Origin of the sequence: Lentilactobacillus hilgardii (assembly GCF_009832765.1) — a bacterium.
GTDB lineage: Bacteria > Bacillota > Bacilli > Lactobacillales > Lactobacillaceae > Lentilactobacillus > Lentilactobacillus hilgardii.
Genome location: NZ_CP047121.1, coordinates 523,562 through 546,379 on the forward strand (window position 1 = coordinate 523,562; position 22,818 = coordinate 546,379).

Here is a 22,818-nt window from a genome sequence, read left to right on the forward strand (position 1 = left end):
ATACAGATCAATGGGTCCGATTTGCTGAAATGATGAGCATCATTGGCCGTCTTAATTCATCACGCATTTCTTGACTTTTAGCCAGCATTTCATTAGTTGGAGTGGGTTCGTTGATTTGATTTAATGTAAAATCGTGATTGAGCAGGGTATTTAAATAGGTGGCCACTGTTCGATGATATTTTTGAACAGGGAACCCGAGAAAATCCGTGGTTCGTTTACTTTGATCGAAGTAGTGATCGACCGGCCAGTATTTGGGACGGCCATTTGAGTCCATCATCCATTCTTCGTGTCCTTCAGCTGTGAAAATGGGGTGTTCGACACTCATGATCAACTGACCGTGAACATTTAAAGCGTTATGAATTTTTTCGATTAATGCACCGTAATCTTTGATATAGTGGATAGCCAGCGAACTGATGATAACATCGAATTTAGCTTCAAGCTGGTCGATTGCCATCATGTCCATAATATGATAATGAATGTTGGGCTGAGTGGTCATGTCTTGTGCCTTGTCAATCATCTTACCGGATGCATCGATACCAACGACTTCTTTGGCACCATGATCGGCTGCATAACGACAGTGCCAACCATAGCCGCAACCAAGGTCTAAAACGGTCTTTCCTGTAAAGTCCGGAAAGAGTTTGCGCAGTTCGTGCCATTCGCCCGCTGCACTTAGGCCGTATTTTGAGCGGGGCATTTGACTGTAAGCTTCAAAAAAGGATTGATCATCATATATATCTGTCATTGAAAGACCTCCATAAATTAAAATCTTACTATCATCATATCCCAAAGCCATGGGTTAGCCTAAACCATGAAGAATTTCTCTGATTGGGAAATTGCAGCGGATGTATACGCTACAGTAGTTCAATGTTTGGATGTGACATTATCTTTTTATTATAATCACCTGAAAATTAAAAAGGGATCTTAAGGCAAGTAAGTGAAGTTTTGTCTTAGGATCCTTTTTAAAATTAATATCAAAAACATCATGAGTTCAATAACCTATGCTGCCGCCTCATCAAATACCAACCGATCAACGTAATGACCATCGAAGCGATAATTGCCAGCCAAAACATCTGTTGGTAAGCTTGCTGAGCTGTCGCGTAAAAAGCCCTTAAAAGTTGATATCGATTACTACCGGTCATTCGCTGAAGACCGCGGTAATACTGTTCAATGGACGTGTTCATTTGAATGCTGCTGAATCCGCTTTGAATAATCGTTGCGTAAATAATGGGGGCAATTGTAATACCGACTTGCCGACTAACGGACAAAGTCCCAAGGGCAACACCATTGTCCTTTTTACTGGCAACTTCGGCTATCAATACGGATAATGGCGCTCCCATTAACATCCCAAAACCAATCCCGGCAATTGTTGAAGACAAGATAAACCAAAGCGGATTGGGACTTAAATAAGCAATTAGGGCAAATCCGACTGTCGATAAAGATCCGGAGATAACAATTGTTTTGGTTGAGCCAAATTTAGAAGTCAACGACCCGCCAACCGCTGCACCAACGACCGAACCCAATCCGATACCACTCATCCAAATCCCACTATTATCAGCTGAAATGCCATAACGCTGTTCAACGAAACTTGGGATGAAGACAAAGATTCCGATTAAAGCTCCGGACAAAATGCCCATTAATAGTGTTAAAACAAATCCTTGGCTGCGTAATAACTGGTAAGGCAGAAAAGGATCCACCTGATCTGAAACCCGCTTTTCAACTCGAATAAACATGATAAACAGAATAATGCCTAAACCAATCAAGCCCCATACCTGGATTCTCAACAAGCTTCCAACTAAAGCATTGCTTTGCAGGTTAGTGATTGCCAACATAAAGCTTAAAATACCCAGGCTTAATAGAACCAACCCTTTAAAATCGATTGTTTTGATGCTGCTGGCTTTTGTCTCCGGAATAACCAAATAGCCGCTAATAATCACGAATAATGCAATCGGCAGATTAATTAAGAAGAGCCAATTCCAGCGGCCGGTCATATTTAAAATCAAACTTCCAAGATTCGGACCCACTACCGAAGCAATTCCATTAACCGCACCCAGTGCACCAAGCAGGCCACCCTGCTTGTCTTTCGGATATGTCGATAATACGTGACTGGAGGCAATGATAAAAATCCCACCGCCACCAACTGACTGAATTAATCTGGCAGCTAAAAAGAGAATGAATGACGGACTCAGCGCTACCAGCAATGATCCAAGCGCAAAGATACTAATTTCAATCAGGAATAGTTTTCGTCGACCAAATTTATCGGCCAGCTTGCCAATAATCGGGGTGGAAATTGCCATTCCCAGCGTGTAGCCTGTAATTCCCCACGTTCCTTGAACCTCACTGACTTGAAATGAATAATTGATTGTCGAAAGCGCACTGGCAATAATGCCGTTATCCAAAGCCGACATAAACACGCCGATAATCAAGATGATCATCGCAAAAGTTGAATGCCTTTTTCCCATGAAATAATTCCTTTCTTGAAGCAATTTAATAATGAAAATTTTTTGATTTACATGACGGTTCCAATAACTATTCCCACAATATACGGAATCAGCCAAAATAGCCGAACCGCCAAGTTGAATTTATGAATATTATTTTTGGCTTTTTGTCCTCTTAGTTAGAATGTAAATCGCCAATGTTTCTTTTTTAGTTGATTAAAGTATACAACGCAGAAGGGATTGCTTTGTAATTTTGGTCAAAAAAAGGCTAAGAACCACGTCGAGTTCGCGTAGTTCCTAGCCTTCATGTTTCAGCAAAATAACTAAAGTTTTTTCTCAAACCCTTCCATCGGTGCCAGCGAATTTTGATAATCCTGATGAAGTTCGGGATCATCAGTAAACTGCATAACAGAATAAAAGGACTCTCTCAAATACGTTTGCATAACCGGTGGAATTGCTAACTCATCCATATCTGACGGACTGATTTGTGTCCGGATACTTTTTAGATCATTGTGAGCCACCTTTTGAACCCACTGTGGTTCCCGAATAAAGGTTCGCCCAATAGCAACCAAATCAGCACCATCGGCCATCGCAGCATTAACGTCTTCGGGGGTTGTCACAGATCCGATCCCGATAAGCGGAATGATGCCATGAGTATGTTCAGCAAATTGAGAAATTAATGATTGCTTGTTACTTGGATCATTTAACGAAGTTCGCTTGTAACTCCCCATTGAAAGGTGAAGATAATCAACTTTATCTTTAATTTGATCAACAAAGAAGAGGGAATCTTTCAAACGAATCCCCGGTGTTTCGATTTCTTCCGGTGAAAGTCGATAGCCGACTAAAAAGGGCTTATCTGCATAGTTTTTAACGATTTCATTGACGGTTTCAATCACAGCGAGTGGGAACTTCAGCCGTTTTTCTCTTGAACCCCCCCAGTCATCGGTTCGTTGATTGGCATTTTCAGAATAAAATTGTTGCAGCAGATACGTGTTGGCACCGTGAAGCTCAATGCCGTCAAAGCCGGTCTTGATAGCTCGCCTTGTGGCTTCACCGAAATCAGAAATAAGTTGAAGAATCTCGTCAGTCGTTAATGCCCGTGGCGTCTCGGAATTAGCCGGATAAGTGGCCGCAATTGCACTGGCACTAACCGGCTTTTCACCGCGAAGAATGGCACTATTTGATTTGCGGCCTGCGTGAAAGATTTGCAGGATGGCCTTTGTGCCGTCTTGATGAATCACACTCGCCAGATTGGTTAGCCCGGGGAGCATGTCGTCGTGGGCAACCGATAATTCTCCTTCGAATCCCTTGCCGCTATCGCTAACGTTGGCAACACCCGTTATCATCATTCCGGGACCACCGGCACGAGTTGCATAGTAATTGAGTTCGTCAGTGGTGATCATACCATTATAAAAACTGGTCATTGTGGTCATTGGTGACATGACGATATGATTTTTGATTTCTAAACCATTATTGAATTTAAACGGTGATAAAAATGGTTGCTTTGTCATAAAATGATTTCCTCCAAATTTCTACTGGGCTTTCTAAACTATATATGCTAGTATACGGGTTACGGAAAGTTGAACAAGTACGCACTAAAAAGTCATATAGTTACTTAAAAGTGCCTAATGGGACCTATCAAGGATTATAAGGAGTTTAACGATGGAAAAAATTTATCATATTGGTGTTGAAGCGTCTTTGGATGTTATCGGCGGTAAGTGGAAGCCGATCATTTTATGCCATCTTGGAAATGGCCCTCTTAGAACCGGTGAACTTCGCCGTCGTATTCCAACTATTACTCAAAAGATGTTGACCCAGCAATTAAGGGAATTGGAAGAAGACGAGATTATTGTCCGAAAAGTCTATAATCAGGTACCTCCCAAGGTTGAATATTATTTGTCTGATGAAGGGAAAACATTACGCGATTTGTTGGTTACAATGTCTGTATGGGGTGAAAAGCGGGTTAAGCGACTACAGGCAAAGGGACAACCTGTAGAATTGCTAAGCCAGGGGCACGAAGGCTATCTGAAATTCTAGTAGTTAAAATAGGTTGTGTAATAATTAGGCAACAAGCAAGAATTCACAAAGGGGACTCAATCAATTTTTTGATTGAGTCCCCTTTGGTAACAATGAGTATCTAATTAAAAGGCATTATTATTCTCTTGTGAACCCTTACCTGACATGAGTTGTTGATAAAAAGCCAAATCAATTGTGACGGTTGTTTTGGTATCGCCGCTTTTTGATAAAACAATAATATTGTCTAATGGTGTTGGCGTTGGGAGCCGAGGCTGATCAACCAAGGTCGTTCCGATAAGATTTCTTGCCTTGTCAAGGGCCTGTTGTTTTGTAATTCCTTCGGTCCAGGCACCATTGATATCCGGAATTTCGACACTGTAGCCGATTTCTTCATGATGCAGAATAATAGGATAGATTAACTCGTTTGTGCTTTCTTTGACCATTATGAAACCTCTTTTCAGTCAAATAATAGGCAACGTTTTTATTCCATTATAGTGAATGATGCTTAAATCGACTAGGGGTTATGGCAACTTTCTTGAATTAATTATCAGCTGAATAAATGATCCGTTTTAGCCTTGGTATCTGTCCCGCTGAGATGCTCAAAAAATAGGCGATGCCGGCTGGCAAACGAATCGATTAGGAGGTCCACCAAGATGAACAAAAGGACTAAGGAGGTGACCACAATACCCCAATGAATCATTGAGAGTTGTGACAGTGGTGCGGTGCCTGTTAAATTTAATAAGGAAGAGTCGGCCCAAAAGGTGCCGCCGATTACACCATAAGAAATGACATTTCTCAAAATAACCTGATACCATTTGGCTTGATTACCGAATTTGTTAGTCACTCGAATTCGGACAAGCTGCATGCCGAATGAACGTTGAAAAAAGACTTCGGGGATAATGACAAGGATAAACCAGGCCATAAACGTTTCTACCCAGTCATGACGTTGAATAATCAACGCAATCAGTGAACTTAATATTGACATTAATATCAGGTCGATTGCCAACGCGGTCAATCGGCGAACGGCGGAGACACTGTGACTATGTGAAAGCGTGTGGGATTGAACACTTTCTCTGGATGGCAGAACTTTTCCGAGCCAACCGGCTATCCAAAAGCCAAGAAGCCCACCGGTTGTGTTTAGAATTAAATCATCAACGTCGAATAAGCGATAGGGACGGGAATAGATACCATAAAGACCTGTGTATTGAGTCACTTCGAAAAACAAAGAGAGGCAGAAACTCATCAAAAAAGTTTGCTTCCAGTTTCGACGAAAATAGTAGTGGAGATAAAAACCGAATGGAATGGTTAAAAAAATATTAAATGCCGGTTGAATAACGGTTGGCGCCTTTAGCGCTGCTAACCAGGTTCCGGGATGAAAGAAGGAAAATGGATTGTATTTAAAAAATTCTATGATAAAAGTAAATGGAATGAAGTTGTGTGTGGGTGTTTTTAATTGATTAACGAAACTTTGAGTGGGTAAGGGCAGGATGATCAAAAAATAAGCACACATGATATAAAACACAAATGTATAGAGCATAAAGATGTTCCATTTGGGAAGGGCACCATAGCGGTGATAATTAACTAACAGAATTGGAAGTGTGATCAGGATTGCCAAGAATGGAAATAAAATAACGGCGGTATAAATAACACTGACATATTGCGACATAGATTTCTCCTAGACTTTAATTTCCTTGATTTTAACCTGATAGGTGAGGTTGGGCGCCTGAATTGTGACGATTTCACCAGTATGATGATTCAAAAGGGCAGCACCGATTGGGGATGCAATAGAAATTTTTCCATTGTCAATATCCACTTCGGGAGTGCCGACAATTTGATAGGTTTCGGTTGACTTGTCATCGAGAAATTCGAAGGTGACATATTTGCCCACTTCTACATTGTCGTTGTCGGATGGCGTGTAAATCTTTGAATATTGTAATTCTTTACGTAAAAAGCGAAGCCGGCTTTCCAAATGACGAAGATCACGTTTTGCGGCACTATATTCGGCATTTTCTGACAAATCGCCAAGCGCTCGTGCGTCAGCCAAACTTTTGATTTTAATGGGCCGGTCATTTTCGAGCTGGTTGATTTCATCTTTAATTTTTTGATAGCCCGCTTTGGTTATTTTGTTAAAATGCGGTTCCAAAGAATCACTCCCCGTTAATATAGTCTAATGATAATTTTATAACAGTTTGGCAGAGAGGCACAATAAAATTCAAGAATGGCACGCAACAAAAGCAGATAAATGCGATGCAAATGCTTGGAAAGCGTTTATATTCAATCTTTTTTAGCTAAAATTTGACGCCTTTCATTACAAAATGAAGGGCGTCTTTGTCCGTTGTTACGGTATTCTGTCTTAAATATTACTAAAATCGCTTTTGTTTTAACACGCTTGTAATTTTCTAGACACCTTCGTGTAAATCCGACAGTGTATATTCATAGTCGTTGATTAATTACGGAGGGAAATAGTTATATTATGAATTTAAAGAAATCTATCGTTACGTTAATGATGGCACTTACAATGTTTGGGACATTCCAAGTAGCCGCAACCCAAGAAATCGCAAACGCACAAACAACCAGTACTTCAGCAACTTATAAATCAAATCTATCAAAGGCAAACCTTGCCGCTAAAAAGTGGATTGCCTATCACGAATCACGGGGCTCATATTCTGCCCGTAATGGTCGTTATGTTGGCCGTTACCAATTAAGCTCATCATATTTACATGGTGATTATTCGAAAGCTAATCAAGAAAAGACTGCTGACCGTTACGTTAAAGCTCGTTATGGCAGTTGGGTCAGTGCCAAGCATCATTGGCAAGCATATGGTTGGTACTAAAAAGATCAAACAACAAGGTTATTTCTGAATGAGATTAGAACAGTAGTTAATCGGTATTCTCCGGTTAACTGCTTTTTTAGTATCCAGATGACTTGTCTTTAAGTAGAAAAAGGTAAAATTATTCGTTATTTGTCTTGATATTAGAGTATGTCAGCGTTATTATTCGGAAATGGCGTTGTTATTGTCAGAGTTTCATGGTAACATGACGTTATCACTTTAAACACGAATGAAAAGGGAGAGCATGATGAATAATGTTTCTGTTTCGGATAAGAAAACACCTATCCGTAATGCAATTTTAGGGTTTCAACATTTACTTGCAATGTACTCTGGCGATATTTTGGTACCATTGTTGATTGGTGGCGCGTTAAAGTTTAACGCAACACAGATGACCTACCTTGTTTCCATGGATATTTTCATGTGTGGGGTTGCAACACTGCTTCAAATCAGACGAACACCGATTACAGGGATTGGATTGCCGGTTGTTTTGGGATGTGCGGTTGAGTATGTGGCACCACTTCAGTCGATTGGAAAAAATTTCGGGCTTGGTTATATGTATGGTGGCATTATTTGTGCCGGTTTATTTATTATCATTGCGGCTAAGCCATTTGCTCATATGCGTAAATACTTTCCACCAGTTGTAACCGGCTCACTGATCACATTAATCGGGTTTACGTTGATGCCGGTTGCCTTTCAAAACCTGGGTGGTGGTGACTCGACTGCTAAAGCCTTTGGTGATCCAACCCATTTATTCTTAGGATTCTTTACGGCCCTGATTATTATTGTTTTGAACATTTGGGGACGTGGGTTTCTAAAGCAAATTGCTATTTTAATTGGGATTTTGGTTGGTACGCTAACGGCATTGGCAATGGGGACAGTCGGGTTTGAATCCGTCGGTCAGGCACATTGGGCACAATTACCACAATTCTTTTACTTTGCCGCACCCAAGTTTGAATGGTCGTCGATTGCAACCTTAATCCTGGCTGCTTTGACTTGTATGATTGAATCGACCGGTGTTTATTTTGCGTTAAGTGAAATTACCGGGCGTAAACTCGAAGACCGTGACTTGGAACATGGCTATCGTTCAGAAGGAATTGCCGCAATCCTTGGCGGTGTATTCAATACCTTTCCATACTCAACTTTTTCACAGAACGTTGGCATTGTTCAATTATCGGGCATCAAGAAGCTGGCACCGATTTATTATTCAGCCTTCTTCCTAATGCTTTTGGGATTAATTCCAAAATTTGGTGCGATTGCAACGCTAATTCCTGCGTCTGTTCTTGGTGGTGCAATGCTCGTTATGTTCGGCATGGTAGGGGCACAGGGAATTAAAATGTTGTCCAAAATTGATCTTAACAACAAAAACTTACTGATCATTGCAGTTTCAGTTGGCCTTGGTCTCGGGGTAACGACTCAACCCAATTTATTTCAATACTTACCAGCAACCGTTCAGGTTATCATGAGTAACGGAATGGTTGTCGGCAGCTTTACAGCCGTTATTTTAAATGTTCTTCTCAACCATACCGGTTTGAAAGATAAAGTGGAAGAATAAAATAAAGCAAAATAAAGAACCAGCTAGACACTGAGATTTCTCGGCGTCCAGCTGGTTCTTTTGTTTAACTTTTAGATGGTTAAATTATTGATAACTGTCATATAGCTTTTCAAAGTTAACCGTTCCCAACCCGGTTGCTTGATTATAAATTTTTCCGGGCTGACCTGTGTAATAAAGATTGGAATTATTGGTGGTACTGTCCATTACTGTAAATGGATTCTTATCTTTATCCTGGGCCAATTGGTAAATCTGGGTGTTCCAAAGGCCCATTCGTTGACCCTTACCACTGTTCATGACTGCAGTTGCACCATTGAATTGTGGTGCGACAAAGCTGGTACCACCGGTAACCTGCCAGCCACCCAGTGCTTTATCATAAAGATCATATCCGGTCAATGGATCAGCGTTCGCGGATACATCAGGGTAGTTTCGACCATAATCTGTCCCGCTCACCAGAACAGGGTTCATTCGCGGCTGCATCAGATTTGAGACGTATTGACGGGCGTTAAAGGTATTAACACCGGGAACGCCTTCCTGGTATTGAGGCGTGTTGTAAAGGTGGCTGATGCCACCGCCACCGCCGGCCATTGCGTATGAATATAATTTAATGTTATTCAATAGATCATGACGACCCTTGGCGTAGGCGTTGAACATGTAATCGCCACCCCAGGCACGTTCTTTATCAACGGAGACTTTGATGCCTTTTTTGATCTTTTTACTGAAAGGCAATGTCGTTCCCCCAGTTGTGGTAACCCATGGATTGTCTGCCGGGAAAAAGGCATAAGTACTATAGTTTGGAATGCTGATAGGACCGATTTTACCGCCGATCCCTTGTCCAAGTGCACCACTATCTCCAGAAGCAACGAATGTCGAAACCCCTTGAAGGGCGCCTTGCGCCATCACGATATTCATGACTTGTCCATAAACGGGTGTCAGCATTTTATTATTCTTCAGATAATGCGTCATGTACTCATTAATTCCCCAACTTAATGAAAGGGAACCGGCTTTATTTTCATCAAAGGCGGTTGCAAATACATTCACCATGCCGACATCACTGAAATTCGAGTGGTAAACACGGACGTTGGCTTTAGGTGCAATTGCTCCGGCTTGCTGGGCATCAACCGTTGTTTCTACTTGAGACAATGCATCGTTGGTAGGCTGGCTGGACGGGCTTGAAATCTTCTTGATAGTAATTCGATTAGGATTGCTGTTAACACCCTCACTTTTCCAGAAGTGGGTGACATCAGATTTCTTGAAGCCGGCAAATGAGATGATTCCAACGGTTTGTCCCTGGCCTTCATACCCCTTATCATAAAGCGGCTGAAGTTGGTATCTGTCTGAAAATTTGCTTGGTGCATATTTCTTTTCGGGCTTTTTGACTTTCGTTTTGTTCTTTTTAGCCAACCCTCCAGCCCTGGTATTTAAGTTGGTAATTCCTAAAACCGTCAAGACATTGTCTGCCAATTCAGCAGGCATTTTTGGCTTTTTACTGGAAAATTGGACTGGATTATTATGGTATTTTGCAGTTTCGAGGTTTGTAGAGAAAGCCTTGTTGATGTTCTTAGCGGATCCTGAAACCTTAATGATCAATCCGTTACTGAAAACATGACTCTTCAAATGATATTTGGCCAAGTATGGTTTATATTGGCCGGTAACTTTAGCAGGCTGACCAAATTTTGCCCGAAAACTTGATGGCGTGTAAAATTGCTTGAAATTCGGTTTACCTGGCGTATTGACGTTATAAATCTCATCAGTAAGCTGACTTTGGTTCTGTGGCTTCAAAAAAATGTCCAGCTGAACATGTTGTTTTGGAGAAACTTTTTTCTTTGCCATTAGTTTCTTTAGGATCTTGTTGATGCCATAAGGATCACTGCCCGCACTCTTCTTCTTTGAAGCTGCAGAAGCTGATGGTGTCAACATTAAAAAGACGGCAAGACCGGTGAGACCTGCCAATAATATTTTTTTCTTCTTCAAATTACTCATACCCTTCCTGTGAAAAATCTCCCCCGCACTTAATCACCCCTGATTAAGTGTCATAGTCACCTTTCAGAATAATGTTCCCTCAAATTCCTTCAGTGAGATGCACGCTATGTATCGAACAAATCTCTGAGGATAGTGCAAAAAATGAACAACTCTTTGATTGAATTTAAATTGCCAATTTTCCCCAAAGCCTTGACGTGATTGATCATGACTCCTTCCTAATCATTGTTAGGGTACTCTGAATAACACACTATGTCAATAATGTTACATAAATATGAATTTTATGTGACGGAATTTGTGGAGATTGTTATTAAAATCAGGAAGATAATAATTAATGACAAAGGAGGATACTTCGTGGGGTTAACCGGTTACATAGTCAGAAAATAAAAAAAGAACACGCTATTTGCATCTTGCAAAACAGCGTGTCCCTTAATCATAAATGTTGAATTTTTATTGATTATCGACCGGGTGTATATTCTTCGACCACCTGAGAAATGATTTCCAATAAATCATTAATAGGTTCGGAAGTTTGTTTGGTCTTCATGTACGTAATTCCAAAATCAGCAGTTAAAGCATCGGAAGGAATACGGACAACATTAAGTTTCTTCTTTTGGTCGTCGCTGACAAACGGGTCGGCAATGAACATTTCAGGTGCGATTGTGACACCCAGTGCGTTAATAGCAAGGTTGGCTGCCAAATGAATATCAGGAACTTCCAAGCTATATTCAGGAGAGACACTTAGATCACTGAGATAATTGTTAACAGCTCGTTGATAATAGTCTTGTTGTGGGATACCAATAAACGGTTCACCGGATAACTTGCTAAAATCAAGGCTTTGATAATCGACTTCATATTTACCTGCTTGGAATAATGAAGAAGATTCCGGAATAATGAAGACAAGCGGAATTTTTGCCACTGGTTGATATTCAACCTTTGGATTTGAAAGGGGTTGACCAACAAAAAAGTCCAAGGATCCTGACAAAAGGCGCTTTTCAGCATCTCTACTGTTCATGCGAATCACTTGTGCATGAATTTTTGGATATTTGTGAGAGAATCTAATCAAGATGGGTTCATAAATATCATTAGACAAGATGTCGTTTGATGCAATGGTCAAGTGACCGTACTTAAATTCTGAAAGATGTGTCATCTCTCTGTCCAAATTAGCGCGGAGACGATTTTCTTCTTGAAGGTAAGATAATAATTTCTCACCTGCATAGGTTAATTGAATCGGATGAGATGATCGGTCAATCAATCTGACTCCAAAATTAACCTCGGCATTTTTTATTACCCGACTGATATAGGGTTGTGTAACAAATAATGCTTGAGCTGCCTTTGACATGTTACCCTGAGCCTTAATTTCTTCAAGAAACGAAAGTAATTTGCTATTCATAATATTTTCTCCTTTAAGGACCTTTCATCTTTATACGCTACCAGCCTTTATTTACATATTGATTATATGTCATTTGATAGGCAGATGCATGCATAATGACTTATCGACTTATTAAATCATAGTGGAAAGTCAATAAAAAGTATACCAAGTTGTAATAAGCTAGTAAAGTAATAATTGCAACTGCCCGTGTAGATTTAATGAAACTTAACATCTTAAAATGATTACTATAATGTACTAACATAAAAATATGAATTTTTTGCAAACAAAAAGTGAAATCTTTATGTAGAATGGTAAAATTGAGTCAATTATTTTATGCAGGAGGAACGGTGCTTATGAGGATTGAACAATCTCCGGAATTTCAAATTCATTTGCAAAACTTACGTAGTAAGGAACCGTTATTTTTGGAAACTATCTATAATGTGGGTAATGGTCATTTTGGCGTCCGTGATTCTAATCCGCTTCAAGGAAATAACCTGGATTATATTGGGTCGCCGGGATTATTTATTAATGGTTTTTTCGATTACAACGACGTTAGTTATGGCGAAAAATATACCGGATATCCTGAAAATGATCAAATTATTAATCGGGTATTTGATCCAAGATATATCAGAATTAAAGTAGCCGATGAGGATTCAGCTATCGATCATTTTACGGTGGATAATATTGATAAAAACCTGGATATGCAAACGGGGCTGCTGCATGAAATGTTTTCAATCACAACACCTGAGAACCGAAACTTTAATCTGGTAGTCGAAAGTTTTTCCAGTTTAAGCAAACTAAATGTATATGGGATACGCTATTCGATTATCCCGACAAACTTTGATGAAGACGTTGAGATTATTAAACTGCACAATTATGTGAATCAGGCTACACATCAGCAGAATGAGGATGTTCGGGTAAGCCAGAGCATTGGTGAGATGCAGTTGGACTTTATCCCTGATAATGGTCAGCCGAGTTATTTGATTACCACTTTTCGAAGTCAGCAAGGGATCATTTTGACGTTTCAGGCTAACGAAAATGTGGCTCCAGATCCTAAAATCGACTATTTCAAAGATGAAAACAATCAGTATGGCTATCGAAGCAAGTATCACGCCAAAAAAGGCAGCGAGAAAAACTTTGAGTTCTTATTTGCTATTGGCGATATTCATCCTTTAGTGAACGCAAGGGTATACGCTGATCAGTATCTTTCGGCATTGGATAATTATATTCGAGGGACATCGTTTCAGTCGGAATTAATGGCTTCCACTCAAGTTTGGCAGACTTTTTGGCTTCATAGTGATGTTAAGATCGATGGTGATCCACAGATTCAACTGTGCTTGCGGTTTAACCTTTTCGAACTGAATCAATCGGCAGGTCGTGATGAGAACACCAGTATCCCTGCAAAGGGACTGACTGGAAATGGCTATGGTGGTCACTTCTTCTGGGATACCGAAATGTTCATGCTGGCTTTTTTCACATACACACAACCGCAAATCGCTAAAAAGCTTTTGATGTTTCGATATCACACCTTAAATATTGCAAAGCAACAAGCGAGTGAATTCGGTCTGCCTAAGGGGGCAATGTATGCTTGGCGGACCATTAACGGGTACGAATCGAGCTCATATTGGTTAGCTGGGATGGCACAATTTCATATCAACGCTGATATTGCCTTTGCAATAGAACAGTACTATACGATTACCGGTGATGATGATTTTCTTAAAAAATATGGATTTGAAATTATTTTGGAAACTGCCCGTTTTTGGATGCAGTATGGTAATTTTACGGAGCTTGATGGAAAGCACGTTTTTGTCATTAACAAGGTGACCGGCCCTGACGAGTACAGTGCATTGGTTGATAATAACTACTATACTAATGTGATGGCTCAATTCAACCTGCGCTTGGCAATTAAGTATGCTGAAAAGTTTAAGGCAACCGATGTGACGAGTCGATTGAATGTTTCCGATAAGGAAATTGACAGAATGAAGCAGGCGGCTGATTTAATGTATCTTCCATATGATAAGGAAAAGAACGTTAAATTGCAGTTTCAGGATTTCGAACAGCTGCCGCCAATGCACCTTGATCAGATCGATCAGAGCTTGTTCCCGTTACTGCTTCATTATCATCCCTTAATGCTTTACCGTTATCAAGTCAACAAGCAGGCAGATACAATTATGGCTGATATCCTGTTTCCAAAGGGGAATACCAAGGAACAGTTAATTGCCGACTACGACTTTTATGAACCGATCACGACCCACGATTCAAGCTTGTCAAAAGCTATGTACGCCATTGCAGCATCACGTGCCGGAAAAAAGGAGCAATCTTATGATTTCTTCTCGCAAGCCGTAAAGACAGACTTGCTGGATTTGCATCATAACACCCAGAATGGCATTCATGCCGGTAGTTTGGGAGCAGCATGGCAGGGTGTCGTTTATGGTTTTGCCGGCGTTGTTAATAACGCGGAACATTTCAGCTTGGAGCCAAAATTACCTTCGGCTTGGAATTCGATTAAATTTAAGCTTCGGCTTCATAACAATGAGTGTTTATTTACGATTTATCAAAACGAGGTCCATGTTGAGCTGACAAGTGGTAAAGCTTGCGAAGTTTACGTTTACGGCAAGAAAGTTCGGGTTACTCCCCAGCATGTCAAGGAAGTTTGTAAATATTAGTATAAATAATGATGGTTATTTCTTTATAGCCAAACCGCGCACTTTGTATTATGATTTGTTATGATGTAGTTATGCAATTAACTTGAGAATTTATGGATATTTAAGCAACTTATTTTCAATAGGGAAGGTAAAATCATGAAAAAAGACGTGCGGCAGGCTAAAATCGAACAAATTATCAATCAGTATACAATTACAACCCAAGAAGAATTAATGGAAAAGCTAAAACTGTCTGGTATTAACGTTACACAGGCAACACTCTCACGGGATATCCGTGAAATGCAAATTGTGAAGCAGCCTGATAGTTCCGGCAATTCCAGATATATGATTTTTAAATCGGGAAATCAAAATGAACTGGAACGGATGTACCGCATGATTAATGGAACGGTAACCGAAGTCCGGCAAATCGAATTTATCAATGTTATTCATACGCAACCGAGTTATGCGAATCCACTTGCGGCCGTGATTGACGACCTGCACATGGATGATGTTGCGGGGACCTTGGCTGGGTATGATACGATCGTGACGTTTTGCCCATCAGTCAAATCAGCTGAAAATATTAAGAACTTGTTTCTGAAACATTCAAATCCGGATTTGCTGATAACAACGGTGGATTAATTTAAAGTGTGCGAAGTCAGCCTGGGACAAGCCGGAGTACAAAGCAAGCGGCAGGAAATTCCCGTTTTTGAAATTTTGTGGCGCTTGTTTTGTATGCAGGCTTGTGGCTGACGGAGCAGTCCTAATCCAGTGTGCGGAGCAAAGCGGTTAGCATTCGGAGTGTAAGGCGTTCTTTTCGGAAATCCCGGATTTGGATTTTTGAAAAGAATCCCTTACATGCAGAATGTTGCTTTGAGGAGCAGTCCTAAGAAAGTGTGCGAAGCAAAGCGGTTAGTACCCGGAGTATAAGGCGTCGATTTGGGAAATCCCGGGTTTGGATTTTTCAAATAGATCCCTTATATGAAGTGGTACTGCTTTGAGGAGCAGTCCTAACCCAGTGTGCGGAAAAAGACGTTTTGATTCCGGAGTACAAGGAGCTAAATTCAATATCCCCGGTTTTGAGATGTTGGATTTAGTTTCTTGTATGGCAGGAATCAGTCATTTGGAGCAGTCCTAAGAGTGTGCAGAACAAAACAGTTTCAATTATTAACATAATAGATAAACCAAAAACGGGGGGAATTGGTTCTCCCCGTTTTTGATTAGCCTAATAATGCGTTTAATGTATGAAAATCCAATTGGAAAGAAGCAACAAACCTCGGTAACCGCTTTCATAGCAAGCACTTTTGTTATTAAGCCGTTTAAAAGTATGTATTTTATTTGAAAAAAGTATGAATATTTTGCAAACCAAAAAAATATTTATTCCGTTTTAAATTAGAAGAAAATATGAAATATATGAAGAAAGTGTGATATTATAGGGTATGGGTAATTTTAATCAAACTTTTACTTTCTCATTTAATCATTTTAGTTTGTATAAAAAACCATAAAATTCCGTTTGTGAAGCGAATAATTAGCTAAATGCTTAATAATATTCATGGCTTAAAAAAAGCATGCTAATTTTGCTAAAAAATCGACATTTTCAATGCATGAAATTATACGATAGCGTTTACAAAACGGTTTATCATTAGGTATGTATTCAAGGGAAGAATGGAGGTTACACAAATGACAAGTCCAATTCATAACTACTCAGAAATCGGTAAGCTAAAGACTGTATTGTTGAAACGACCCGGTAGGGAAATCGAAAACTTTACACCTGAAATGATGCCTCGATTATTATTCGATGACATTCCATATTTACCGATTGCTCAAAAAGAACATGATTATTTTGCTGACACACTTCGTGATAACGGTGTTGAGGTATTGTACTTGGAAAAACTATCGGCTGAAGCTTTGGATGCTGGTGGCGAAGAAGTACGTAATCACTTCTTAGAGCAAATGTTGACAGAATCAGGATATGCAGCAGGCAGCATTCATGATGCATTGAAAGAATATCTTGGCAGCATGAATAACCAAGACATGGTTGTTAAGATTATGGAAGGCGTTCGAAAGAACGAACTTGATTTTGTACCAAAGGATCTCGTAAGTTGTGCTGAAAATCAAGACTACGAATTTTATATGGATCCAATGCCTAACTTATACTTCACGCGTGACCCTTCGGCATGTATCGGGGATGGTTTAAGTATTAATCATATGACATTCGCTGCTCGTCAACGTGAATCATTATTTAATGAAACAATTATTAAATATCATCCACGATTCGCTAACAAGGGCATCCATGTATGGCGTGACCGTAACCACACCACCAGAATTGAAGGTGGAGATGAATTAGTATTAAACAATCACGTTATGGCAATCGGAGTTTCACAACGAACTTCTGCAGATGCTATTCAAGATATCGCCAAGAACCTCTTTAAAGATGGTCAGTACGATACAGTGATTGCTATCAAGATTCCTCATAACCATGCGATGATGCATTTGGATACTGTGTTCACAATGATCAACTATGATCAATTCACAGTTCATCCAGGTATTCTTGGCAAAGGTGGTCAAATTGATACTTGGACAATTACACCAGGTAAGAATGAAGGCGAATTAAACCTTCAACACGATACTGACTTGAAGAAAGTTTTGAAGACTGCCCTTAATTTGGACGACCTTGACTTGATTCCAACTGGTAACGGTGATCCAATTATTGCCGGTCGTGAACAATGGAATGATGGTTCCAACACATTGGCCATTGCACCAGGCGTTGTTGTTACGTATAACAGAAACTATGTATCTAATGAATTATTAAGAAAACACGGATTAAAAGTACTTGAGGTTATTTCAAGTGAATTATCTCGGGGCCGTGGGGGTCCACGTTGCATGAGCTGCCCAATCGTCCGTGAAGATCTTAAGAAGTAGTGTGCGGAGCTAAGCGGTTAACGTTTGGAATATAAGGCGTGAATCTTGGAAATCCCGTATTTGGATTTTTAAGATTTATCCCTTATATGTAAAACGTTGCTTAGCGGAGCAGTCCTAAGAAAGTGTGCGAAATCAACCCGGGATAAACCGGAGTACAAGCCGGCTTGGATTAAATTCCTGTTTTTGGAATTTGAGCCAAGTTGACTTGTATGCAGGTTTATGGTTGATGGAGCAGTCCTAAAATAGCTTTAAACAAAGTTAGTACCCAAAAATCACATCAAGGAGAATTCGATATGACAAAAGATTTTAGACAAAACGTATTTCAAGGCCGCAGCGTCCTTGCTGAAAAAGACTTTTCCGCTGCAGAACTGGAATATTTAATTGATTTCGGTTTACACTTGAAAGCTTTGAAAAAAGCAGGCATTCCTCACCATTATTTGGAAGGAAAAAACATTGCCCTATTGTTTGAAAAGTCATCAACTCGAACTCGTTCGGCATTCACAACTGCTTCTATTGATTTAGGTGCTCATCCAGAGTATTTGGGTCAAAACGATATTCAACTGGGTAAAAAGGAAAGTACATCAGATACTGCTAAAGTGCTTGGCAGCATGTTTGATGGAATTGAATTCCGTGGATTCAAGCAAAGTGATGCTGAAATCTTAGCTAGAGATAGTGGTGTTCCTGTTTGGAACGGTTTAACCGATGAATGGCATCCAACTCAAATGTTGGCTGACTTCATGACTGTTAAGGAAAACTTTGGCAAACTTCAAGGCTTGACTTTAACATTCATGGGTGACGGCCGCAATAACGTTGCCAATTCATTGTTGGTTACCGGTGCTATCCTGGGTGTTAACATTCATATTGTTGCACCAAAGGCCTTATTCCCAACAGAGGAAACTCAAAACATTGCTAAGGGCTTCGCTGAAAAATCTGGTGCCAAACTTGTGATTACCGATGACCTTGATGAGGGACTTAAGGGATCCAACGTTGTTTACACCGATGTATGGGTATCTATGGGTGAAAGCAACTGGGAAGAACGTGTTAAGGAATTAACACCTTACCAAGTTAACATGGAAGCTATGAAGAAGACAGGTACGCCTGACGACCAATTAATTTTCATGCACTGCTTACCAGCATTCCATAATACTGATACTCAATACGGTAAAGAAATCAAAGAAAAGTACGGTATTACAGAAATGGAAGTTACTGATGAAGTCTTCACCAGTAAATATGCCCGTCAATTTGAGGAAGCAGAAAACAGAATGCACTCAATCAAGGCAATGATGGCAGCAACCTTGGGTAACCTATTCATTCCTAGAGTTTAGAAACAAACTTAATTATAGAAGGATAACAAACCAAGAAAGAGAGGGTCGGCGACAAACACGAATAGTCTGTCCCCGGCCTTTCTTATTTAAAAAACCTATATTTTTAACTGAAACAGGAGGGAAAGACATGGGACGTAAAATCGTAGTTGCACTCGGTGGAAATGCCATCCTTTCAAAGGATGCTTCGGCCGCTGCACAACAACAAGCATTGATGGATACCGCAAAACATTTGGTGAAATTTATCGAGAACGGGGATCAATTGATTATTTCACACGGTAATGGCCCACAAGTTGGTAATTTATTATTGCAGCAGGCTGCCGGTAGTACCGAGGAAAACCCGGCAATGCCATTGGATACAGCTGTTGCAATGACCCAGGGAAGCATTGGTTACTGGATGCAAAATGCCATGAATCAGGTATTGAAAGAAAAAGGCTTGAATAAAACGGTTGCCACTGTGGTGACTCAGGTTGAAGTCAGTGCGGATGATCCGGCATTCACCAATCCAACAAAGCCAATTGGCCCATTCATGTCAAAGAATGAAGCAGATCTGGCCAAGAAGGAAAATCCTAATTTTACGTTTGTAGAAGACTCAGGTCGTGGCTACCGACGGGTTGTTCCTTCACCAAAACCAATCGGTGTTGTCGAAACAGACGCAGTTAATACGTTGGTAGATGCAGGAATTGTACCAATTTCAGTTGGTGGTGGCGGGATTCCGGTTGTCGCTGACGGGAATCAGTTATTAGGTCGAGAAGCGGTTATCGATAAAGATTTTGCCAGTGAAAAATTGGCCGAATTAGTTGGTGCCGACGCTTTGATTATTCTAACAGCCGTACCGAATATCTATGTGAACTTCAATAAGCCAAACCAAAAGAAGTTGGAACACGTTTCGGTAACCGATCTTGAAACGTATATCGGCGAAAAGCAGTTTGCTCCTGGAAGCATGTTGCCAAAAGTTCAAGCTGCGATTGATTTCGTAAAAGCAACTGGAAACGAAGCAGTTGTGACTGCCTTGGACAATATTGAGGGATTTGTTAACGAAGGGTCTGGAACCGTCATCACAAAAAAGGTGAGGCAACAGGCATAAATAAGTGTGCGGAGCTAACCGGTTAGCACCCGGAATATAAGGCGTCGATTTGGGAAATCCTGATTTTGGATTTTTCGAATTGATCCCTTATATGGCGTGGTGCTGGTTAGCGGAGCCCTAATAAGTGTGTGGATCAAAGCACTTACAAATCACAATCATAATATACAGGATACTTGTATATGTAACCCACAAGTATTATTCCGATACGTTTGATGTACAAAATCATTAATTGCGTTACACTTTTATTGACAAGATAATTATCTAACCATTTTTGGAGTGGAAAAACGATGATATTGAACAATAAAGGTGATTACCAATTATATCGAAACAAAATGAAGCGCCATCCAGAATTCAGCCCTCTGAGCGATGAAGACTTGGATCGTGTAATCTCAGCGATGACGATCAAGACTTTTCACAGAGGGCAAGTTCTGTTTGATCAGGGGGATCCCAGAAGAAACTACTATTTTCTTATCAGTGGGGTCGCCAAATCGTTTCATTGGGACGAGAACGGGGATGAACAGCTCTATCTTTATATTCGGTCAAACAAAGGATTCCCATATATTGGGTTATTTGAAGACGAAAATTATGCGTATAGCGTTGAAACGATGACAGAAGTGAAGCTTGCTGTTATTCCGATGACACTTTATGAGACGTTATTGCGGGAAAATCCCGAAATGATGGTTAATGCTATTCGTGAGATGAGCTCAATTATTAATACGACTGAAACGCAGCTTCAACGGATGGTCACAACTAGTGCCAAATGTCGGGTTTGGAATGCGATTTGGTTTCTTGGGCAACAGATTGGTGACAAGCAGGATGATGGAACGGTATTAATTCCATATCCAATGACATTAATTGAATTGTCTAAGGTAAGTGGTACAACAAGGGAAACAACCAGTTTGATGGTGCAGCAGCTGGTTGCGGAAGGTAAGGTACAGTACAGTCGGAAGTATTTCAAAATTTTAAGTGTATAGAGTCAATCGGAATATCTCCAGCCAATGTATACCAAGCCAAGTCACTGACTGCACTGGTTTTGCAATTTATTTGATACCAGGGAAGCATCAGAATTTATTTTGTACTAGGGAGTGAGTGACAATATGAAAGAGCATGATGGTAAATTAGGCTTACTCGAACTGATTGGTCTGGTTGTTGGATCAATTATCGGTGGGGGAGTATTTAATTTAATGCATGATATGGCTGTCGGCGCTGGTGCCGGAGCTATTATCATTGGATGGGTTATTACAGCGATCGGAATGGTTATGCTGGCATTAACCTTCCAAAACTTAACAATGAAACGACCGGATCTGGATGCTGGTGTTTATAGTTATGCCGAGGCTGGATTTGGTAAGTATATGGGCTTTAATTCAGCTTGGGGTTACTGGCTGTCCGCATGGCTTGGTAATGTTGGTTATGCCACACTATTGATGAGTGCCGTAGCTTATTTCTTACCGGTTTTTGGTAATGGTCAAAATATTTGGTCGATTGTTGCGGCCTCATTTATTTTGTGGGCCTGCCACTTTATGATTTTACGAGGAATCGAATCAGCTTCATTTGTTAACACGATTATTACGATTGCGAAGTTGATTCCAATCTTCCTGTTTTTGATTATTGTATTGTTTGCTTTTAAACTGAACATGTTTACCGGTGACTTTTGGTTTACACCAAGTGGCAAATTCCAATTTGCCGACGTGATGAAACAAGCCAAGAGCACGATGTTGGTAACTGTTTGGGTCTTCATTGGAATTGAAGGGGCGGTTGTCTTTTCAGGACGTGCCCGAAAACGTTCCGATGTTGGTAAAGCAACCGTTTTAGGAATTATTACGGTTATTTTGATTTATATGTTGGTAACATTGCTATCGTTTGGTGTTATGAGCCGTGCCGGACTATCGCATCTGACACAACCCGCAATGGCCGATTTGCTTCAAAGTATTGTCGGTAAGTGGGGCGCGATGGTTGTTAACCTTGGGTTGATTATTTCAGTTGTCGGTGCGTGGTTGTCTTGGACGATGTTTGCTGGACAACTACCATACGAAGCAGCCAAGGAAGGGACATTTCCTAAATTGTTTGCTAAGGAAAACAAAAATGGTGCACCAATTACGTCATTAACAGTGACTAATATCTGTGTAGAGATCTTTATGTTCAGCTATTTAATCACAGCATCGGCTTATAACTTCTTCTATTCGGTTTCAAGTGCTGCGATTTTGATTCCTTACGCATTCTCGGCTTTCTATCAGTTAAAATACTCCGTGAATGAAGACCATGGCAGTGGTCGGGGTAAGAACATTACAATCGGAATCATCTCAAGTATTTACGCATGCTGGTTGTTATTTGCCGCCGGCACCAATTTCTTGTTACTGATGTCATTGTTGTTTGCTGCCGGGATTCCTGTTTATTGGATCCTTCAAAAACGGGATAATAAGGCAGATAAAGTATTTGGTCCAATTGAAATGACAGTTGCTATCATTATTGTCATTGCAGCCATCTACACAATTTATGGATTGATGGTTGGAAAGATTACATTTTAGAGTTGTGATAGTTTGCAACAAAAAGGCTGGGGCAAGGTGTTTGTCCCAGTCTTTTGCTGTCGTTGAGTGACATTACGACTTCATGATTTCTTCAGGTGCTTGCATTTTTTCTTATTCCCGGTAAGATAGTGGAATATAACCTTA

At 40.3% G+C, this 22,818-nt stretch carries 18 protein-coding genes; 10 read left to right on the top strand and 8 right to left on the bottom strand.

The features are described from left to right. Nucleotides 1–7: 7 nt before the first annotated feature. The 3 genes from GQR93_RS02385 to GQR93_RS02395 form a co-directional block, all read right to left on the bottom strand. Nucleotides 8–742, bottom strand: coding sequence for a class I SAM-dependent methyltransferase (locus GQR93_RS02385; protein ID WP_035444289.1), 735 nt, complete (start codon nucleotides 740–742; stop codon nucleotides 8–10). 238 nt (nucleotides 743–980) lie between these two features. Continuing rightward, nucleotides 981–2,459, bottom strand: a complete 1,479-nt coding sequence (locus GQR93_RS02390; RefSeq protein WP_003551972.1) for an MFS transporter — start codon at nucleotides 2,457–2,459, stop codon at nucleotides 981–983. A 299-nt stretch (nucleotides 2,460–2,758) separates the two neighbouring features. Then, the gene (locus GQR93_RS02395) at nucleotides 2,759–3,946 is read right to left on the bottom strand and encodes an NADH-dependent flavin oxidoreductase (RefSeq protein WP_003551974.1); all 1,188 of its coding nucleotides are present in this window, start codon (nucleotides 3,944–3,946) and stop codon (nucleotides 2,759–2,761) included. Nucleotides 3,947–4,097: 151 nt separating this feature from the next. Between GQR93_RS02395 and GQR93_RS02400 the strand changes: the two genes are divergently transcribed. Further along, nucleotides 4,098–4,472 (top strand): winged helix-turn-helix transcriptional regulator, encoded by a 375-nt coding sequence (locus GQR93_RS02400; protein ID WP_003551976.1) that lies wholly within the window; start codon nucleotides 4,098–4,100, stop codon nucleotides 4,470–4,472. Nucleotides 4,473–4,576: 104 nt separating this feature from the next. Here the strand turns inward: GQR93_RS02400 and GQR93_RS02405 are convergent, their stop codons facing one another. From GQR93_RS02405 to greA, 3 genes are all read right to left on the bottom strand, one after another. After that, nucleotides 4,577–4,894 carry a type II toxin-antitoxin system HicB family antitoxin gene (locus GQR93_RS02405; RefSeq protein WP_159298632.1) on the bottom strand — a complete coding sequence of 106 codons (318 nt, stop codon included), beginning with the start codon at nucleotides 4,892–4,894 and terminating at the stop codon, nucleotides 4,577–4,579. 104 nt (nucleotides 4,895–4,998) lie between these two features. Further along, nucleotides 4,999–6,117: a VanZ family protein gene (locus GQR93_RS02410; protein WP_003551981.1), complete on the bottom strand. Its 1,119-nt coding sequence runs from the start codon at nucleotides 6,115–6,117 to the stop codon at nucleotides 4,999–5,001. Between the two features lie 9 nt (nucleotides 6,118–6,126). Beyond that, a complete protein-coding gene (gene greA / locus GQR93_RS02415; protein ID WP_003557486.1) occupies nucleotides 6,127–6,594 on the bottom strand; it encodes a transcription elongation factor GreA in 468 nt (155 codons plus the stop codon). A 330-nt stretch (nucleotides 6,595–6,924) separates the two neighbouring features. On the opposite strand from greA, the gene GQR93_RS02420 reads away from it, so the two are divergent. Continuing rightward, entirely contained in the window at nucleotides 6,925–7,284 is a 360-nt protein-coding gene (locus GQR93_RS02420) for an aggregation-promoting factor C-terminal-like domain-containing protein (RefSeq protein ID WP_003551985.1), read from the top strand. Nucleotides 7,285–7,528: 244 nt separating this feature from the next. Continuing rightward, nucleotides 7,529–8,833, top strand: coding sequence for a nucleobase:cation symporter-2 family protein (locus tag GQR93_RS02425; protein WP_187117516.1), 1,305 nt, complete (start codon nucleotides 7,529–7,531; stop codon nucleotides 8,831–8,833). A gap of 84 nt (nucleotides 8,834–8,917) precedes the next feature. Here GQR93_RS02425 and GQR93_RS02430 read toward each other — a convergent pair whose 3' ends face one another. Together GQR93_RS02430 and GQR93_RS02435 are read right to left on the bottom strand one after the other, a co-directional pair. Next, nucleotides 8,918–10,813, bottom strand: a complete 1,896-nt coding sequence (locus GQR93_RS02430) for a S53 family peptidase (protein WP_003551989.1) — start codon at nucleotides 10,811–10,813, stop codon at nucleotides 8,918–8,920. A gap of 454 nt (nucleotides 10,814–11,267) precedes the next feature. Further along, a complete protein-coding gene (locus tag GQR93_RS02435) occupies nucleotides 11,268–12,200 on the bottom strand; it encodes a LysR family transcriptional regulator (RefSeq protein ID WP_159298633.1) in 933 nt (310 codons plus the stop codon). 332 nt (nucleotides 12,201–12,532) lie between these two features. Between GQR93_RS02435 and GQR93_RS02440 the strand changes: the two genes are divergently transcribed. The 7 genes from GQR93_RS02440 (at nucleotide 12,533) to arcD (ending at nucleotide 22,674) form a co-directional block, all read left to right on the top strand. Next, nucleotides 12,533–14,845 (top strand): glycoside hydrolase family 65 protein, encoded by a 2,313-nt coding sequence (locus tag GQR93_RS02440; RefSeq protein WP_035444290.1) that lies wholly within the window; start codon nucleotides 12,533–12,535, stop codon nucleotides 14,843–14,845. A gap of 135 nt (nucleotides 14,846–14,980) precedes the next feature. Further along, entirely contained in the window at nucleotides 14,981–15,460 is a 480-nt protein-coding gene (argR, locus tag GQR93_RS02445) for an arginine repressor (protein ID WP_003551998.1), read from the top strand. Between the two features lie 1,038 nt (nucleotides 15,461–16,498). Then, nucleotides 16,499–17,740 (top strand): arginine deiminase, encoded by a 1,242-nt coding sequence (gene arcA / locus GQR93_RS02450; protein ID WP_035444292.1) that lies wholly within the window; start codon nucleotides 16,499–16,501, stop codon nucleotides 17,738–17,740. Nucleotides 17,741–18,033: 293 nt separating this feature from the next. Beyond that, nucleotides 18,034–19,065, top strand: coding sequence for an ornithine carbamoyltransferase (gene argF / locus GQR93_RS02455; RefSeq protein WP_003552004.1), 1,032 nt, complete (start codon nucleotides 18,034–18,036; stop codon nucleotides 19,063–19,065). Between the two features lie 127 nt (nucleotides 19,066–19,192). After that, the gene (gene arcC / locus GQR93_RS02460; protein WP_003552006.1) at nucleotides 19,193–20,149 is read left to right on the top strand and encodes a carbamate kinase; all 957 of its coding nucleotides are present in this window, start codon (nucleotides 19,193–19,195) and stop codon (nucleotides 20,147–20,149) included. A gap of 287 nt (nucleotides 20,150–20,436) precedes the next feature. Then, entirely contained in the window at nucleotides 20,437–21,123 is a 687-nt protein-coding gene (locus GQR93_RS02465; RefSeq protein WP_003552008.1) for a Crp/Fnr family transcriptional regulator, read from the top strand. Nucleotides 21,124–21,246: 123 nt separating this feature from the next. After that, nucleotides 21,247–22,674 carry an arginine-ornithine antiporter gene (arcD, locus tag GQR93_RS02470; protein WP_003552010.1) on the top strand — a complete coding sequence of 476 codons (1,428 nt, stop codon included), beginning with the start codon at nucleotides 21,247–21,249 and terminating at the stop codon, nucleotides 22,672–22,674. Nucleotides 22,675–22,818: the final 144 nt, after the last annotated feature.

Bases quoted from the DNA above. Each gene is read 5' to 3' on its own strand.
- GQR93_RS02465 (WP_003552008.1), top strand. From the start codon at position 20,437: ATGATATTGAACAATAAAGGTGATTACCAATTATATCGAAACAAAATG.
- GQR93_RS02410 (WP_003551981.1), bottom strand. From the start codon at position 6,117: ATGTCGCAATATGTCAGTGTTATTTATACCGCCGTTATTTTATTTCCA.
- argR (WP_003551998.1), top strand. From the start codon at position 14,981: ATGAAAAAAGACGTGCGGCAGGCTAAAATCGAACAAATTATCAATCAG.
- arcA (WP_035444292.1), top strand. From the start codon at position 16,499: ATGACAAGTCCAATTCATAACTACTCAGAAATCGGTAAGCTAAAGACT.
- GQR93_RS02435 (WP_159298633.1), bottom strand. From the start codon at position 12,200: ATGAATAGCAAATTACTTTCGTTTCTTGAAGAAATTAAGGCTCAGGGT.
- GQR93_RS02425 (WP_187117516.1), top strand. From the start codon at position 7,529: ATGAATAATGTTTCTGTTTCGGATAAGAAAACACCTATCCGTAATGCA.
- GQR93_RS02405 (WP_159298632.1), bottom strand. From the start codon at position 4,894: ATGGTCAAAGAAAGCACAAACGAGTTAATCTATCCTATTATTCTGCAT.
- GQR93_RS02430 (WP_003551989.1), bottom strand. From the start codon at position 10,813: ATGAGTAATTTGAAGAAGAAAAAAATATTATTGGCAGGTCTCACCGGT.
- GQR93_RS02420 (WP_003551985.1), top strand. From the start codon at position 6,925: ATGAATTTAAAGAAATCTATCGTTACGTTAATGATGGCACTTACAATG.
- arcC (WP_003552006.1), top strand. From the start codon at position 19,193: ATGGGACGTAAAATCGTAGTTGCACTCGGTGGAAATGCCATCCTTTCA.
- GQR93_RS02395 (WP_003551974.1), bottom strand. From the start codon at position 3,946: ATGACAAAGCAACCATTTTTATCACCGTTTAAATTCAATAATGGTTTA.
- GQR93_RS02440 (WP_035444290.1), top strand. From the start codon at position 12,533: ATGAGGATTGAACAATCTCCGGAATTTCAAATTCATTTGCAAAACTTA.
- arcD (WP_003552010.1), top strand. From the start codon at position 21,247: ATGAAAGAGCATGATGGTAAATTAGGCTTACTCGAACTGATTGGTCTG.
- GQR93_RS02400 (WP_003551976.1), top strand. From the start codon at position 4,098: ATGGAAAAAATTTATCATATTGGTGTTGAAGCGTCTTTGGATGTTATC.
- GQR93_RS02385 (WP_035444289.1), bottom strand. From the start codon at position 742: ATGACAGATATATATGATGATCAATCCTTTTTTGAAGCTTACAGTCAA.
- GQR93_RS02390 (WP_003551972.1), bottom strand. From the start codon at position 2,459: ATGGGAAAAAGGCATTCAACTTTTGCGATGATCATCTTGATTATCGGC.
- argF (WP_003552004.1), top strand. From the start codon at position 18,034: ATGACAAAAGATTTTAGACAAAACGTATTTCAAGGCCGCAGCGTCCTT.